Here is a 14,360-nt window from a genome sequence, read left to right as displayed (position 1 = left end):
TCGCCCTTACGGCGAGTCACTTTTGGAAAGCCGGAATGCCGGACCACCTGTACGAACCGGACACATGGTTGACGGGTGTGCGGGGACATGGTGGACACTTCCAGCGAGCCACTTCGCCGGAATCCCACCATGACCTGGAACACGAAAGATGCCATGAGTCTGAAAGAAGGCCGCCACGAAGCGCTAGGCCACGCGGGACCTGAGAAGAGGCGTGACTTCAGCATCGCCAAAGGGTTGCTGGGCAAGCATGTGGTCATACGCCCCAACGTAAGGGGTAGGAGCATGTTTGACGTGTATTTCTGTCATCACCTGCTGCTGACGATCGATATCGACCAGCACGACTACACCGATAATGCGTCAACCATGTCTTCGCACGTGTGTCCACGATGTGTCCGGTCCGTACAGGTGCTCCGGCACTCCGACTTTCCAAAAGTAAGTCGCTGTAAGAGCGAAAGGGGCCCTTAGCCCCACTTGAGATGCTGGACATGCTGGAAAATCATTTGTGGCGACGTTGTACCCAGCGGGCTGATCCATTTGCTAGGGTGGCGCGAAATCACCTTTTCGCCCTTACGGCGAGTCACTTTTGGAAAGGCCCAAAAGTAACCAAAAGGCCTCCGCTCCGTTCATTGGCCCTACGCTGCGCTCCGGGTTCCCTCACTCCACATCGCTCCGTGGCGTACGCGCCGAGCGGCCGTCCCTGGCCGCGCGGCGCTCGCTCGGCTCCTGCCTCGCGCCACCACTCCCGCGCTGCTCCGTTCGGCCTGCTGAAGTCGCGGTAGATCAAGATCAAAAGCAAAGCCAAAGCCAAAGCCAAAGCCAAAGCCAAAGCCAAAGCCAAAGCCAAAGCTGGAGTCAGAGCCGAAGCAATATCTAAAACAAGTAAACCCCGCCACCGCTGCGGCGGCAGGGTTCAAGGGCGCTTCGGCAGTTTCCAGTCAGGGCGGATAAAGTGACAGGTATAACCGTTCGGTATCCGCTCCAGATAATCCTGATGTTCAGGTTCAGCTTCGCAGAACGCCCCCGCGGGTGCCACCTCGGTCACTACCTTGCCTGGCCACAAGTCCGAAGCATCGACATCGGCAATGGTCTCTTCGGCCACACGCTTTTGCTCTTCATTCAAATAGAAGATCGCCGAACGGTAACTCAAACCCTGGTCGTTACCCTGACGGTTTTTGGTGCTGGGATCATGGATCTGGAAAAAGAACTCCAGGATCTGCCGATAACTGATGCGCGCTGGATCGAAGACGATCTCGATCGCCTCGGCATGGGTGCCGTGGTTGCGATAGATAGCGTTGGCGACGTCGCCGCCTGAATAGCCGACGCGCGTGGACAGCACGCCAGGGTAGCGCCGCAGCAGGTCCTGCATGCCCCAGAAGCAGCCGCCGGCAAGTAGTGCGGTTTCGGTTTGTGTAGTCATGACAGGCCTCATCCTCAGTAGTCTTCCTTATATGTAGCTGAAGTTCGGAAAAACCAAGGCCGATCGTCAGCGCCCCATCCCTGCTTATGCCCAACCACATTCGATAATGCTCTATTACCAAACCCAATAAATCGAAAAAATTCAGGTGATAATTTGTGCTCTGATACGTTACATTGCATAATACATAGCACAGTACGTAATCGACGGAGGGCCCATGGCCCGTGCAGGCATCAACAAGGCAGTGGTCAGCGCTGCCCGCCAGGCTGTATTGGCTCGAGGCGACAACCCGACCATCGACGCTGTGCGTATCGAGATGGGCAACACCGGTTCCAAGACCACAATCCATCGCTATCTCAAGGAGCTGGAGGCGCGCACCCCGGCCCCGGCCACTCACGCTCGGGGCATGAGCGAAGAGCTATCCAGCCTGGTCAGGCGGTTGGCCGAGCGTCTGGAGGAGGAGGGGGAAGTCAGGGTGGCCCAGGCCAGGGAACAGTTCGACGAGGCGCTGGCGCAGGCTCAGGCCGCCTTGGCAACGATTGAACAGCAACTGGCGCAATTGCAGCAGGCCCACGGGATCCAGACCCAGGCGTTGCAGGCACAGACCCGCGAATTGCTGGCCTGCCAGACCTTGTTGCAGAGCGAGCAGACGCGCAGCGCCCGGCTCGATCAGGCGGCGGACGACCTGCAGGTGCGGCTCAAGGACAAGGACGAACACATTGCCTCTCTCGAGGAGAAGCATCAGCACGCCCGCGATGCGTTGGAGCACTACCGGCAATCGATCAAGGAGCAGCGCGAGCAGGAGTTGCGTCGGCATGAGGCCCAGCTGCAGGCCCAGCAGTTGGAGGTGCGCCAGTTGCAGCAGACCTTGCAGGTCAAGCAGCAGGAAGCCACCTCGCTCAATCGTGACAACGAGCGCCTGCTGGTCGAGCATCGCCAGGCGTTCGCCGCGCAGCAGTCGCTGCAGGCCGAGTTGATGCAGCAGGCCGAGCGCCTGAGTGTGGCCGGGCAGGCACTTGCTCGGGTGGAAGGCGGCCATCAGGAAGTACTGCGCCAGCTGGCGGACAGCCGTACTCGGCTGGATCAGGCCTTGACGCTTGAGCACAGCCATCGTCGAGAGATCGCCGGGCTGAGCAGCCAGCTGGGTCAGTTGCAGAACGAGCGCGACAGCGCGCGGCAGGGCCTGGCGCAGGCATTGCAGGCACTGCAGGCACTGGAGGAGGAATCGGCCGGTCCACGGCCGGCCTGACGGCAGGCGTGGGAAAATTCGCTGGTGTTTTCGGACTTTTCCCATGTCTAAGTGTTACTTCGGTTTCTAGAGTAGTCGCCAATTGCCGGGCCCGACGCTGATGTCGGGTCGATGCACAGCCGGTCATTCGGGCCGGCGGCACTACACAGGACCTGCTCCCTATGACGACCCTTATCAGTCGCCCGCTTCACGTCATGTTGCTCGACGACCATGAATTCATTCTGCATGGCATCTGCCTGACGCTTTCGGCCCATAGCGATATACGCGTGCTCGGTAGTTACACCCACACTCAGCCACTATTCGCTGCCTTGTCCCGCGAGACGGTCGACGTGGTGGTCATGGACTACTGCCTGCGCCCTGGCGAGCTGGATGGCCTGAACCTGCTGCGCGGCCTGCGCTTGCGCTGCCCACAGGCGCGTATTCTGGTGATCTCCTCGCTGTACACGCCCTCTACCGTGTCCTTGGCCCTGCGCTGCGGTGCCAGCGGCTTCGTCGGCAAGGAGCTGGATGCCGAGGTGCTGCCGATGGCCATCCGCAAGGTCGCCAGCGGCCAGGTCTATGTGCATCCGGCCATGGCCGAGCGCCTGGCCGACAACGATGTCGAGGTCGAGGACCTGGTCGACAGCGTGCCGCCCATGGGCGCAGGCTTGCCGCGCATCAAGCCCTCGGTGCTGACCATGCGCGAGCACGAGGTGCTGCGCTGCTGTCTGCAAGGGCAATCAGTCACCGACATCGCCGAAAAGTTCTCGCGCAGCGTCAAGACCATCAGCGCGCAAAAGCAGTCGGCATTTCGCAAGCTGGGCCTGCGCAACAACAATGAGCTGTTCAACAGTCGCAGCCAGTTCGAGGGGTGGCAGTGATGGACACCCCGGACAGCGACCTGTTGCGCCGGTTGTTCATCGACTGTTGCCTGGAAGACTGTGCACAACTGACGCGGGCCGTTGATCGCCAGGATCGCCCTGCGGCAATCCACCACAGCCATCGCTTACACGGTTCAGCCTTGATGATGAGCGCTTCGGTGCTGACCGATTCGGCCGGGCGGCTGGAGCAGGATCTGCGCGAAGGTCTGCCTTGGAGGCTCGTGCCAGAGCGGTTGCGTCAACTACAAAGGGTCATCGAGGGGCTCTAGCGGCGCTGGCTTCCAGCGTCCGGCGACGAGAATTCACCTGAGTCGAACATTGTATACAAGACTATGGACAATACGTCTTTGTAATGGATACAGTGTTCACACAACAAAAACAGGGAATTGCTCGACATGAATACTCCCGCACCATCCCAGCAACGCCCCGAGGATCAGAATCTCGGAGCGACCGCCAACCTGGCCTATGGGCTGCAACATGTCTTGACCATGTACGGTGGGTTAGTCGCGGTACCGCTGATCATTGGCCAGGCGGCCGGGCTCAGCGGTACGGAAATCGGTTTGTTGATCACCGCTTCATTGTTCGCCGGTGGCCTGGCCACCTTGCTGCAAACCCTCGGCATCCCGTTCTTCGGCTGCCAGTTGCCCCTGGTGCAGGGCGTGTCGTTCGCCGGCGTAGCCACCATGGGTGCCATCGTTGCGGGCAGTAGCAGCGGCCAGATCGGTATCCAGACAGTACTGGGTGCGGTCATGGCGTCGGCCTTGATCGGCCTGCTGATTACCCCGATGTTCTCGCGCATCACTCGGTTCTTTCCACCGCTGGTCACCGGCATCGTCATCACCACCATCGGCCTGACACTGATGCCGGTGGCAGCGCGCTGGGCCATGGGCGGGAACAACCACGCGCCGGACTTCGGCAGCATGAGCAACATCGGCCTGGCGGCCGTGACCCTGGTGCTGGTGCTGTTGCTCAGCAAGATCGGCAGCTCGGCGATCTCGCGGCTGTCGATCCTGCTGGCCATGGTCCTCGGTACGTTGATTGCCTGGGCGCTGGGTCTGGCCGATTTCTCCAAGGTGGGAGAGGGCGTCTGGTTCGGCATCCCCAGCCCGTTTCATTTCGGCACGCCGATCTTCGATATTGCAGCGATCCTGTCGATGTGCATCGTGGTCATGGTGACCCTGGTGGAAACGTCGGCGGACATCCTGGCGGTCGGTGAGATCATCAACACCAAGGTCGATTCGCGTCGACTGGGGGACGGTCTGCGCGCCGACATGCTCTCGAGCATGCTGGCGCCGATCTTCGGTTCGTTCATCCAGAGCGCGTTTGCCCAGAACGTCGGCCTGGTGGCGGTGACCGGAGTCAAGAGCCGACACGTGGTGGCCACGGGTGGGGTATTCCTGATCCTGCTCGGCCTGCTGCCGGTGATGGGCCGGGTGATTGCCGCTGTACCGACCTCGGTACTGGGCGGGGCAGGCATCGTATTGTTCGGCACGGTCGCGGCCAGCGGTATTCGTACCCTGTCCAAGGTCAAGTACAACAACAACATGAACCTGATCATCGTCGCCACCTCGCTGGGCTTTGGCATGATCCCGATCGCTGCGCCGACCTTCTATGATCACTTTCCCAGCTGGGTATCGACCATCTTCCATTCGGGCATCAGCTCGTCGGCGATCATGGCCATTGTCCTCAACCTGGCATTCAACCACTTCACGGCAGGCAACTCCGACCAGCAGTCGGTGATCGTTGCCGGCACCGAGCGCGGTCTGCAGTTCCGTGACGTCGCCGCCCTGCGCGATGGCGACTACTTCAAGGACGGCAAGCTGTATGACGAGCACGATGTGGAGATCCCGATCCAGAACGAACGGGCAGGGCAGCACAAGCCGCTGGCGGTGAAGGCGCTCGAGGACTCCTGAAGCTGTTCGCTTGACCGTTCAAATTGGCTACCACCGGCCGCCCGTGCGGCCGTTTCCTGCCCCCGCGCAATGTTTGACCCCCCCTCCTTTCTCAGCGTCGATGGCGCCCCGCCACCGGCTGGTTGCCCGCAGTCATCGCGCCACTGCAATTGATCATCGACGACTCGCTCAGCCACTGCGGATCCGGGTAATAGGAAAACAGCAACTGCCCGTTCTTCATCGAGTCGATCAGCTTGTGCGCGATTTCCGGGCGCACCGCCGGGCAACCGAGGCTGCGGCCGAGGCGGCCGTTGGAACGGGCGAAGTCCTGGCTGACATAGGGCGCACCGTGAATCACGATGTCGCGATCGAAGGCATTGTCGTTGAATCCCGGCTCCAGGCCGTCCATGCGCAGCGAATAGCCGTTGTGACCCAGGTACGTGGCCTTGGTGCGGTACAGCCCGAGGCTGGTGGCCATGCTCTCGTTCTGGTTGGAAAACTGGTTGGCCATGTTCTCGCCGCTGTTGCGACCATGGGCGACCCATTCGTGAAACAACAAAGTTTTACGTTGTAGATCGAACACCCAGAGGCGTTGCTCGGTCGAAGGCAATGAATAGTCGATCACCGCCAGGCGGCGGGCCGGGGCTTCGAAATGCGCCTTGCGGCATTGAGCGGCGCGCAGCGCTAGGGCAATGACCTGCGGGTTGGCGTCGGGCGCAGCGCGCACGAGGGCGGCTTGCAGGGAATCGGCGTATGCTGAATTGGCCAGCGGGGCGCTCGCGACCAGCGCGGCGAACAAGGTGTATTTCATTAGGCTCGGTCTCGAACGACTCTAGACTTCAGTTATTCCGGGTACGGATCAGGGGCGTCACCATGCAGACTTTGGCCATGCGCAGTTGGGCGATCGGACACCGGGGCACACGACCCGTCACGATGCGAACATCGGCAATCATTCCCTTGTTGGGCGCCGCTTTTCTGGTTCTGGCGGTCGGTACCGGGTATTGCCACGCAGATACCTTGCCCGACGCGCCGCCAACCGTACCACAACCACTGAACAATGGAGCGCCAACCGACCCAGTGGCACAGGCCATTCAGAAGATTCTGATGCCGCCGGTCCCTGCGGCGCTGGCGCCCGTGCCGTCCAATGACGCGCCAACCCAGCTGGCGACGGATGTCGCCGCCGTCAGCGCCCCGCTGCCAGCGCCTGTGGCGGTGCATGGTCGGGTCGACGTCAATCGAGCCATGCTCGATTTCTATCTGCAGCGCGGCTTTGCCAGTGCCTGGGGCAGCGATGCCGACGTGCAACAGTTGCTCGCGGGCCTGGCGGCCACCCCGCTGGACGGCCTCAACCCGGAAGATTTCCATACCCCCGAACTGGTACGCCTGCAGGCGCAGCTGCAGCAGCCCGGGGTGACCCCGACGCAGCGCGCACAATTCGACCTGGCGGCCACGCGAACCTATCTGCAAGCCTTGCTGGCGCTGCGCCGCGGCAAGGTCGACCCGGTGCGCCTGGACATGGCCTGGAACGGCGACAGTAAGGACCCGGCAAGCGTCGACCCACGTGAAGACGTCAAAGACATGCTGGCCGCCCTGGACAGCCATCAGGTCAGCCAGGCCTTCACCCTGGCGCCGCCGCAGGATCCGCTCTACACCAACCTGCGCCAGGCCTTGGCCCGTCTGCGCGCGGTCCAGGAGCACGGCGGCTGGGCGCCCATTGGCACGCCCGGCGAACTGGCCATCGGCAGCGACGAGCCAGCGGTCAAGGCCTTGCGCCTGCGCCTGATCGCCGGCGGCTACCTGGCACCACCCAAGGCCAAGGGCGACCCGCGCAAGGCCTTGAGCAGCACCTTCGATAGCGGCCTGGCGACGGCGCTGCGCAAATTTCAGAGCGAGCAGTATCTGCCCGCCAACGGCCGAGTGACCGCCGACACCCTGGTGGCCTTGAACATTCCGGTGTCCGAGCGCATCGACCAGGTGCGGGTCAACATGGAACGTGCCCGCTGGCTGCTGTACAAGCTGGAAGGGACCTTCGTGGTCGTGGACATCGCCGGCTACAAGGTCGCCCTGTATCGTGACGGCAAGGCAGTGTGGCGTTCGCGGGTGCAGGTCGGCAAGCCGGTGCGCAACACGCCGATGTTCCAGTCGCAGATCACCTACGTCACCTTCAACCCGACCTGGACCGTGCCGCCGACCATCCTCACTCAGGATGTGCTGCCCAAGATTCTCAAGAACCCCAATTACCTGGCCAGCAACCATATCCGCGTGCTGGACCGCCAGGGCATGACCGTGGACCCCGCCACGGTCGACTGGAAGACCGCCCACGGCCTGACCCTGCGCCAGGACGCCGGCCCCGAAAACTCTCTTGGCCAAGTGGTGATCCGCTTTCCCAACCCCTATGCCATCTATCTGCACGACACACCGCACCGCGAGCTGTTCAACCGCCAGATGCGCGCGACCAGCTCTGGCTGCATCCGTGTCGAGCATCCGCTGCAGCTGGTGGAGCTGCTGTTCAACGACCCGGAGCACTGGGACGCGGCGGCGATTCAGGCGCAGCTGGCCACGGGCAAGACCACCAACATCCACCTGCCGGTAAAGGTCCCCGTGCTGCTTGCCTACTGGACCGTGGACCTCGGCGAGCAGGGCCGCGTGGCCTACAAGCCTGATGTCTACGGCCAGGACCAGGTGCTGTTGCGCGCCCTCAATCGACCCATCGCCTCGCCGTTGGCAGGCCTCTAGGAATAACGCATGACCGAGCCTCACCACGGCCACGATCACGACCATGATCCTGCCCACAAGGGCCACGACCATGGCCACGCCGGGCATCAACATGCCACGCCACCTGCCGGGTTCGACCGGGCCTTCGCCATTGGCTCGGCGATCAACGCGGCATTCGTCATCGGCGAAATCGTCTTCGGCCTGAGCGCCCACTCAGTGGCTCTGTTGGCGGATGCCGCGCACAACCTGGGTGACGTGCTGGGCCTGCTGCTGGCGTGGTGGGCGGTGTCGCTGGGCCGGCGCCAGCCGACCCGCAGCCGCACTTATGGCCTGGGCCGCAGTTCCATCCTGGCGTCCCTGACCAACGCTGTGGTGCTGCTGGTGGGGGTCGGTGGCATTACGTTCGAAGCGCTGCGACGCCTGATCGAAGGGGTGCCTGCGGGCGAGGTGGGGGGCCAGACAGTGATGATCGTCGCGGCCATCGGCATTGCCATCAACGGCCTGACCGCCTGGATGTTTGCCCGCGGGCGCAAGGGCGACCTCAACGTGCGTGGCGCCTTCCTGCACATGGCCGCCGACGCGGCGGTGTCGGCGGGGGTGGTGGTCTCGGGCCTGGTGATCATGCTCACCGGCTGGAGCTGGCTCGATCCGCTGGTCAGCCTGGGCATCGCCGCACTGATACTGATCAGCACCTGGGGCCTGTTGCGCGACAGCGTCAACCTGGCTCTGGACAAAGTCCCGGAACATATCGACGCCGGCCAGGTGCAGGCCTGGCTGGCAGCCTTGCCCGGGGTGGCGGAAGTCCACGACTTGCATATCTGGGCCCTGAGCACGACTGAAACGGCGCTCACCGCTCATTTGGTCCGGCCGCAGCACGGCCAGGATGACGCCTTCCTGCAGAGCCTCTGCGAAGGCCTCAACCAGCGTTTCGCCATCGGCCACGCCACTGTGCAGGTGGAACGCGGCGATCAGGAGCAGCCCTGCGCGCTGGCGCCCGCGCATGTGGTGTAAGTATCGACTTTATCGATAGATATTCACGGATTTTTCCGCTATTTAAAACGATTTATTCGATAAATAATGGCGCCATACCCACTTAGAGGCTGACGCCATGCGCTATAACCTGCTCGACCGCCAGAAAGACCTGATCATCCTGCTGGCCCGTATCCTGATGATGATCCTCTTCGTGACCGCCGGCTGGGGCAAACTCACCGCTTTCAGCGGCACTGTCGGCTACTTCAGCGCCATCGGCGCACCGCTGCCACAGGTTGCGGCAGCGGTGGCGATTGTCATGGAATTCTTCGTTGGCTTGGCCCTGGTGCTGGGTTTCTACACCCGGCCCCTGGCGCTGTTGATGAGTCTGTTCGTACTGGGCACCGCGATCATCGGCCATCATTTCTGGAACATGGTCGAGCCGGACAAGTCCGCCAATACCATCCAGTTCTTCAAGAACATGAGCATCATTGGCGGCCTGTGGTTGCTCAGTGTGACCGGGGCAGGGCGCTTCTCGCTGGACCGCCGCTGATCTGGGCACAGCGAGCGCAAAGTGCAATCAGGGACTATCGACAAGCGTGGAACAGCCGCGACAAATGCCCGGACCTCGACTCGGGGCCCGGGCCATCCATGGATGACCAAGGTCCCCTGCACGGTGCGCTGAAGGCCCCGCCTACAGTGCCTTGGGCCTGGCCGGCGCGCTGATCGACAAGGCGATCAGCGCGCCGATCACGCACAGCAGCCCGGCGATGAAGAACGCCGGCAGGTAACTGGCGAAATGGGTCCGCGTCCAGCCCGCCCCGTAGGCGGCGAACGCGGCGCCCAGTTGGTGGCCGGCGAACACCCAGCCGAACACCACGTTGGCCTTGGCCGGGCCGAAGCGTTGGGCGCAGAGCTTGACGGTAGGCGGCACGGTGGCGATCCAGTCCAGGCCGTAGAGGAGGGCGAACACCGATAAACCGAGTACCGTGAAGTCGGTGAACGGCAACAGGATCAGCGACACGCCGCGCAAACCGTAGTAGCAGAACAGCAGCCAGCGGTTGTCGTAGCGGTCGGACAACCAGCCCGAGCCCACGGTGCCGAAGAAATCGAAGATGCCCATCACCGCCAGCACCCCGGCGGCTGTGGTGGCGGCGATGTCGAAGTCGCCGCAGAGGCTGACGAAGTGAGTCTGCACCAGGCCGTTGGTGCTGGCGCCACAGATGAAGAAGGTCAGAAACAGCACCCAGAAGGTCCAGGTGCGCGACGCCTCGCGCAGCACCGCCAAGGGCGACAGCAGCATCTGGCGGATATCCCGTGGCGCCGCCGCCGGGGTTTCCACGGTGTCGGCGCCATACAGCGGCAACTGCAGGTCGGCAGGGTGGTTGCGCATCAGTGCCAGTACCGCCACGGCCACTAGGCCGATTGCCAGGCAGACGAAGGTCAGCGCCCAGCGCCAGCCGTAGTGTTCGGTCAGGCTGGCCATGAACGGCATGAACAGCAATTGACCGGTGGCCGAGCTGGCCGACAGCAGGCCCACCGCCAGCCCGCGACGCTTGGCGAACCAGCGGGTCGCCACGGTGGCCCCCAGCACCATGGCGGTCAGGCCGGTGCCCACACCTACCACCAGCCCCCACAGCACCACCAGCTGCCAGAACTGCGTCATGAACAGCGACAGGCCCATGCCGCTGGCGACGATAAGCAACGCCGCCAGCATCACCCGGCGCACGCCGAAGTAATTCATCAGCGCCGCCGCGAACGGGCCGATCAGGCCATACAGGGCAAAACGGATGGCCAGCGCGGCGGAGATCTGCGCGGTGTCCCAGCCGAACTCGCTGCGCAGCGGGGTGATCAGCACGCCGGGGGCGCCCATGGCCCCGGCCATGACCAGCATGGTCAGAAAGGTTACGGCCAGGGCGACCCAGCTGTAGTGGATTTTGCGACGCGACAGGGATGCCGCCAGAACCGTCGAGACCATGAGGCGTTCCGCAAGGCTGAGGAAGAGAAAGCCACTGAGTGTTTTCAATGACGGTCGTAATGTAACAGGACATTTCTGCGCTGTCTCTTTTGTTTATCGGGTGCCCTTCAGAGCGATTTCATCCGGTGCCATGGAACTCCCCGCCAGCCCGCGTTGCCAGTGCTGAAACCGGTTTCACAACGGGCAGGCTATCTCAGCGCAGGAGGCACGAACGATGATCAGACACGCAGGGTTGGCCGCCGCCATGGCCATCGGGCTGGCCGGCATGAGCTGGAGAGCGGGTGCCGAGACCATCGACCGCAGTCAGCTGCCGGTTGGCTCGCTGGATGAAGTGGCCGCTTTTCAGGGGCCTGGGCCCTCGGGCATCGTGGTCACCCCCCAAGGGCGCACCTTTGTCGGCTTCCCGCGGCATGCGATCAACCACAAGGGCATGACCCTCGGCGAGATCGTCGACGGCAAGTTGCTGCCGTACCCATCGGCAGCGGTCAGCGAGCCTTCGAATCTGGGCAATGCCGAGCGCCTGATCTCGGTCCATGGCATGACCCTGGACAGCCAGGGCCGGCTGTGGCTGATCGACGACGGCAAGCTCGCCGGCATCGACGGCATCGCCCCCGGGGCGGCGAAAGTGGTGGGCATCGACCTGGCAAGCAACCGCATCGTCAGCTCGGTGGTGCTCAAGGACGCGCTGCTGCAGGACAGCCACATGAACGACCTGCGCATCGACCTGACCCATGGCAGCCAGGGCACCGCCTACGTGTCGGACTCTTCGTTCGGCGAATCGCCAGCCCTGGTGGTGGTCGACCTGGCCAGCGGCAAGCAGCGCCGAGTGCTGGCCCACGACCCCTCGGTGCTGGCGCAGAAGGATTTCGTCACCCAGCTCGACGGCGTACCCATGCGTTACGACGGCAAGAACAGCAAGTTTCCTCATGGCGGCGTCGACAGCCTGGCCCTGACGCCGGACGGCAGCCGGCTATATTACGCGGCCCTGACCAGCCGGCACTTGTGGAGCCTGCCCACCGCCGCCCTGGCCGACAGCCGCCTGAGCGATGCGCAGCTGGCGGCGCAGATCCGCGACGAGGGCGAAAAAGTGATGACCGACGGCATGGACATCGACCGCCAGGGCCGGCTCTACCTGACCGATTCGGAACACCACCAGATCCTGCGGCGCTGGCCCGACGGCCACTTCGATGTGGTGCTGCGCGACCCGCGGCTGGTCTGGCCCGACGGCCTGTTCGTCGGCGCCCAGTCGGTGTACGTCACGCTCGGCCAGTGGAGCCGCATGGGCAAGGGCGTCGACACCCGCGAGCCGCCGTACCTGCTGGTGCGCACGCCGCTGGCCGGCACCCCTGAATACAACGCCCAACCCTGAGCCCAAGGAGCCTGTATGCAACCGTAGATCGCCGCGCTGACCCTCGCTTGTCTTGCTGCCCCGGCGCTGGCCGCTGTGCCGCCCGCAGACCCCAAGGTGCAGGTGGCCGCTTCGCTGCAAAAGGATGAAGCCTCGGGAGTGGTGGTGACCGCCGATGGCCGGATGTTCCTTACCCTGCCGCGAGTGGGTGTCAACCACACCGACCCCGCCCTGGTGGAAATCGTCAACGGCGAGCCGGTGGCCTTTCCCGATACGGCGCACGCTGTGCCTTCGAACAGACCGCTGGACCAGTGGCTGGTATCGCCGCTGGGCCTGACCTTGGCCGGTAACACCCTCTGGGTGCTCGACGAGGGCAAGCGCGCCGGCATCGATGGCATCCCTGCGGGCGCGGCCAAGCTGGTGGCGATCGATATCGCCAGTCGCCAGGTGACTCGCACGATCGGCATCGACCCGCCGGCGCTGCGCGACACTCAGCAACTCAATGACCTGCGGGTCGACCCCAGCCATGGCCCGCAAGGTACCATTTACATTTCCAATAACGGCTTCAATAAACCGGACAATTCGCTGATCGTGGTCGACATCGCCAGCGGCAGGCTGCGTGAGCTGTTCCACAACCAGCCCCAGGTGTCGCCAGCGCCCGGTTTCATGACCTGGGTCGAGGGCCAGCCCCATGCCTACAGCGCCGAGCAGCCGAGCATGCCGCAGGGCGGGGTGAACGGCATCGAGCTGTCGCCGGACCACCAGACCCTGTACTGGACCACGCCGACCAACCCGAACTACTACAGCCTGCCGACGCGCCTGCTCAGCGATTTCAGCCTGAGCGAAGCGCAATTGCAGCAGGCCATTCATTTCGAAGGCCAGACGTCTTCCAGCGGCGGCATCACCGTCGATGAACAGGGCCGGTTGTATGTCGGCGACGCATCGCACTATGCCATCTTGCGCAAGGACGGCGCCGAACAATGGTCCACGGTGGCCCAGGACGGGCGGCTGATCTGGCCGGACGGGCTGTATTACCGCAGCGGCTACCTCTACGTCAGCATCGGTCAATGGCAGAGAGCCCCGGGCCTGCACGGCGGCAAGGACCTGCGCACGCCGCCCTATGAGGTGCTGAAAATCAAGGTCCAGCCTTGAGCCGCTGAAAAAGCCCGCACAGCCGGACGGCCATGGCGGTTTCTTCGCAGGGCGCTATGGTTTGCAGACCATGACCTGGCGGGAGCCTGCGCGATGAAAAGCACCGATCTGCTTGAACAGCTGTTGCGCGGCGCCAGCCCGAATGCACGCAGCTCCAGCGCCGGGGGCCTCGGCGGTCTGCTGGGCGGCCTGGTGGGCGCTGCTGCGGGTCGCGCCGGCCAGAATGCCGGAGGAGGGCTGGGCGGCTTGCTGGGCGGGCTATTGGCTGGCAACGCTGGCGGCGCCTTGCGCGGCGGCGGCAAGTATGGCGCGCTGGCCTCGCTGGGGATGCTCGCGTTCCAGGCCTACCGGACCTGGCAACAGCAGCAGCCCAGCGCGCCGCAGCAGGCCCTGAGCACAGTCGATACCCTCGACGGAGCAGACGTGGAGAAGCACAGCCATGCCATCCTGCGCGCACTGATTGCCGCTGCCAAGGCCGACGGCCATATCGACGAGCGTGAGCAGCAGCTGATCGGCGCCGAGATCGCCCGGCACAGCGACGAACCGCAACTGCAGGCCTGGCTCAACGCCGAGGTGGCCAAGCCACTGGACGCGCACGAGGTGGCCCAGGCCGCCAGCGACCCGGCCATCGCTGCCGAGATGTACTTGGCCAGCGTGCTGGTAGTCGACGCCCAGGCCCCCGCCGAGCGCGACTACCTCGATGCCCTGGCGGCCGCCCTGCAACTGGCGCCGACGTTGCAAGTGCAGCTCGAGCAGCAGGCGAAGACGGGCATCGCTTGACGC

Annotated in this window: 13 protein-coding genes; 10 read left to right on the top strand and 3 right to left on the bottom strand. The window is 63.7% G+C overall.

The genetic code is table 11. The annotated features are described in order from the left end of the window. Positions 1-910 precede the first annotated feature (910 nt). The gene (msrA, locus tag SFA35_RS13515; RefSeq protein ID WP_320571054.1) at positions 911-1,417 is read right to left on the bottom strand and encodes a peptide-methionine (S)-S-oxide reductase MsrA; all 507 of its coding nucleotides are present in this window, start codon (positions 1,415-1,417) and stop codon (positions 911-913) included. A gap of 214 nt (positions 1,418-1,631) precedes the next feature. Between msrA and SFA35_RS13510 the strand changes: the two genes are divergently transcribed. From SFA35_RS13510 to SFA35_RS13495, 4 genes are all read left to right on the top strand, one after another. Continuing rightward, positions 1,632-2,663 carry a DNA-binding protein gene (locus SFA35_RS13510; RefSeq protein WP_320571053.1) on the top strand — a complete coding sequence of 344 codons (1,032 nt, stop codon included), beginning with the start codon at positions 1,632-1,634 and terminating at the stop codon, positions 2,661-2,663. 161 nt (positions 2,664-2,824) lie between these two features. After that, positions 2,825-3,523, top strand: a complete 699-nt coding sequence (locus SFA35_RS13505; RefSeq protein WP_320571052.1) for a response regulator transcription factor — start codon at positions 2,825-2,827, stop codon at positions 3,521-3,523. Then, a complete protein-coding gene (locus SFA35_RS13500; protein WP_320571051.1) occupies positions 3,523-3,792 on the top strand; it encodes an Hpt domain-containing protein in 270 nt (89 codons plus the stop codon). Before SFA35_RS13505 ends, SFA35_RS13500 begins: the two co-directional genes overlap by 1 nt. Positions 3,793-3,918: 126 nt before the next feature. Beyond that, positions 3,919-5,436, top strand: a complete 1,518-nt coding sequence (locus SFA35_RS13495; protein ID WP_320571050.1) for a nucleobase:cation symporter-2 family protein — start codon at positions 3,919-3,921, stop codon at positions 5,434-5,436. A 91-nt stretch (positions 5,437-5,527) separates the two neighbouring features. Here the strand turns inward: SFA35_RS13495 and SFA35_RS13490 are convergent, their stop codons facing one another. Continuing rightward, positions 5,528-6,226: a murein L,D-transpeptidase catalytic domain family protein gene (locus SFA35_RS13490; protein WP_320571049.1), complete on the bottom strand. Its 699-nt coding sequence runs from the start codon at positions 6,224-6,226 to the stop codon at positions 5,528-5,530. Positions 6,227-6,348: 122 nt separating this feature from the next. On the opposite strand from SFA35_RS13490, the gene SFA35_RS13485 reads away from it, so the two are divergent. The 3 genes from SFA35_RS13485 (at position 6,349) to SFA35_RS13475 (ending at position 9,652) form a co-directional block, all read left to right on the top strand. Next, positions 6,349-8,151, top strand: coding sequence for a L,D-transpeptidase family protein (locus tag SFA35_RS13485; RefSeq protein ID WP_414058396.1), 1,803 nt, complete (start codon positions 6,349-6,351; stop codon positions 8,149-8,151). A 9-nt stretch (positions 8,152-8,160) separates the two neighbouring features. Continuing rightward, positions 8,161-9,141: a cation diffusion facilitator family transporter gene (locus SFA35_RS13480; RefSeq protein ID WP_320571048.1), complete on the top strand. Its 981-nt coding sequence runs from the start codon at positions 8,161-8,163 to the stop codon at positions 9,139-9,141. A gap of 97 nt (positions 9,142-9,238) precedes the next feature. Then, complete coding sequence (locus SFA35_RS13475; protein WP_320571047.1) at positions 9,239-9,652, top strand: DoxX family protein; 414 nt, start codon at positions 9,239-9,241, stop codon at positions 9,650-9,652. Positions 9,653-9,793: 141 nt separating this feature from the next. Here the strand turns inward: SFA35_RS13475 and SFA35_RS13470 are convergent, their stop codons facing one another. Continuing rightward, on the bottom strand, positions 9,794-11,077 hold the full coding sequence (locus tag SFA35_RS13470) for an MFS transporter (RefSeq protein WP_320571046.1): 1,284 nt from the start codon (positions 11,075-11,077) through the stop codon (positions 9,794-9,796). Between the two features lie 214 nt (positions 11,078-11,291). Here SFA35_RS13470 and SFA35_RS13465 point away from each other — a divergent pair, with 214 nt between their 5' ends. The 3 genes from SFA35_RS13465 to SFA35_RS13455 all read left to right on the top strand — a co-directional run bounded on the left by SFA35_RS13465 (position 11,292) and on the right by SFA35_RS13455 (position 14,357). Further along, entirely contained in the window at positions 11,292-12,446 is a 1,155-nt protein-coding gene (locus tag SFA35_RS13465) for an SMP-30/gluconolactonase/LRE family protein (RefSeq protein ID WP_320571045.1), read from the top strand. A 75-nt stretch (positions 12,447-12,521) separates the two neighbouring features. Next, on the top strand, positions 12,522-13,577 hold the full coding sequence (locus SFA35_RS13460; protein ID WP_320571044.1) for an L-dopachrome tautomerase-related protein: 1,056 nt from the start codon (positions 12,522-12,524) through the stop codon (positions 13,575-13,577). A 93-nt stretch (positions 13,578-13,670) separates the two neighbouring features. Beyond that, the gene (locus SFA35_RS13455; protein ID WP_320571043.1) at positions 13,671-14,357 is read left to right on the top strand and encodes a DUF533 domain-containing protein; all 687 of its coding nucleotides are present in this window, start codon (positions 13,671-13,673) and stop codon (positions 14,355-14,357) included. Positions 14,358-14,360 lie beyond the last annotated feature (3 nt).

Origin of the sequence: Pseudomonas sp. HR96, from assembly GCF_034059295.1 — a bacterium.
In the GTDB taxonomy this organism is placed as follows: Bacteria; Pseudomonadota; Gammaproteobacteria; order Pseudomonadales; family Pseudomonadaceae; genus Aquipseudomonas.
The sequence above is the reverse complement of the archived record's forward strand: the minus strand, read 5'-3'. Positions and strand labels throughout refer to the sequence as shown.

What these genes read in the sequence shown, in the direction of transcription:
- msrA (WP_320571054.1), bottom strand. Translation starts at nt 1,417, where the DNA reads ATGACTACACAAACCGAAACCGCACTACTTGCCGGCGGCTGCTTCTGG.
- SFA35_RS13510 (WP_320571053.1), top strand. Translation starts at nt 1,632, where the DNA reads ATGGCCCGTGCAGGCATCAACAAGGCAGTGGTCAGCGCTGCCCGCCAG.
- SFA35_RS13505 (WP_320571052.1), top strand. Translation starts at nt 2,825, where the DNA reads ATGACGACCCTTATCAGTCGCCCGCTTCACGTCATGTTGCTCGACGAC.
- SFA35_RS13500 (WP_320571051.1), top strand. Translation starts at nt 3,523, where the DNA reads ATGGACACCCCGGACAGCGACCTGTTGCGCCGGTTGTTCATCGACTGT.
- SFA35_RS13495 (WP_320571050.1), top strand. Translation starts at nt 3,919, where the DNA reads ATGAATACTCCCGCACCATCCCAGCAACGCCCCGAGGATCAGAATCTC.
- SFA35_RS13490 (WP_320571049.1), bottom strand. Translation starts at nt 6,226, where the DNA reads ATGAAATACACCTTGTTCGCCGCGCTGGTCGCGAGCGCCCCGCTGGCC.
- SFA35_RS13485 (WP_414058396.1), top strand. Translation starts at nt 6,349, where the DNA reads ATGCGAACATCGGCAATCATTCCCTTGTTGGGCGCCGCTTTTCTGGTT.
- SFA35_RS13480 (WP_320571048.1), top strand. Translation starts at nt 8,161, where the DNA reads ATGACCGAGCCTCACCACGGCCACGATCACGACCATGATCCTGCCCAC.
- SFA35_RS13475 (WP_320571047.1), top strand. Translation starts at nt 9,239, where the DNA reads ATGCGCTATAACCTGCTCGACCGCCAGAAAGACCTGATCATCCTGCTG.
- SFA35_RS13470 (WP_320571046.1), bottom strand. Translation starts at nt 11,077, where the DNA reads ATGGTCTCGACGGTTCTGGCGGCATCCCTGTCGCGTCGCAAAATCCAC.
- SFA35_RS13465 (WP_320571045.1), top strand. Translation starts at nt 11,292, where the DNA reads ATGATCAGACACGCAGGGTTGGCCGCCGCCATGGCCATCGGGCTGGCC.
- SFA35_RS13455 (WP_320571043.1), top strand. Translation starts at nt 13,671, where the DNA reads ATGAAAAGCACCGATCTGCTTGAACAGCTGTTGCGCGGCGCCAGCCCG.